The organism is Chryseolinea sp. H1M3-3 (assembly GCF_029360725.1).
Taxonomy (GTDB): domain Bacteria; phylum Bacteroidota; class Bacteroidia; order Cytophagales; family Cyclobacteriaceae; genus Chryseolinea.
This window is the reverse complement of the sequence record NZ_JARKMY010000015.1, coordinates 105,434-106,001: the sequence shown is the minus strand read 5'-3', so window position 1 is coordinate 106,001 and position 568 is coordinate 105,434. Positions and strand designations below refer to the sequence as shown.

General features: G+C 47.0%; 1 protein-coding gene. It reads left to right on the top strand.

Translation table 11 applies throughout. The features are described 5' to 3' along the window. Positions 1–568: Ig-like domain-containing protein (locus P2W71_RS23390; protein WP_276373831.1), on the top strand; the 568-nt coding region annotated here is incomplete at both ends.

Genomic DNA, 568 nt, shown 5'->3' with positions numbered 1-568 from the left:
AGTAGGAGATATTGACAATGCGGTCAACACCTTGAACGTAACGGCCAGTTCAAGCGATGAAACACTAATACCGCTTACAGGAATATTGATTAGTGGCACAGGAGCCAGCCGCACAGTTACAGTTACGCCAGCTTCAAATCTGAGTGGTGGTCCAGTAACAATCACGTTAGAAGTAAGTGATGGTGCGGATACCAACACGGCAAGCTTTACGGTAACTGTTAACGCGATAAATGATCCGCCCACGATTACAGGTCCTAGCCCATCAACACAGACAATAAATGAAGGGGGTTCGACGGGTGCATTAACTTTTACAGTAGGAGATATTGATAATGCGGTCAACACGTTGACTGTGACAGCAACTTCAAGTGATGAAACACTAATACCGCTTACAGGAATATTGATTAGTGGCACAGGAGCCAGCCGCACAGTTACAGTTACGCCGGCTGCGAATCTGAGTGGTGGTCCAGTAACAATCACGTTAGAAGTAAGTGATGGTGCGGATAGCAACACGGCAAGCTTTACGGTAACTGTTAACGCGATAAATGACCCGCCCACGATAACAGGTCCC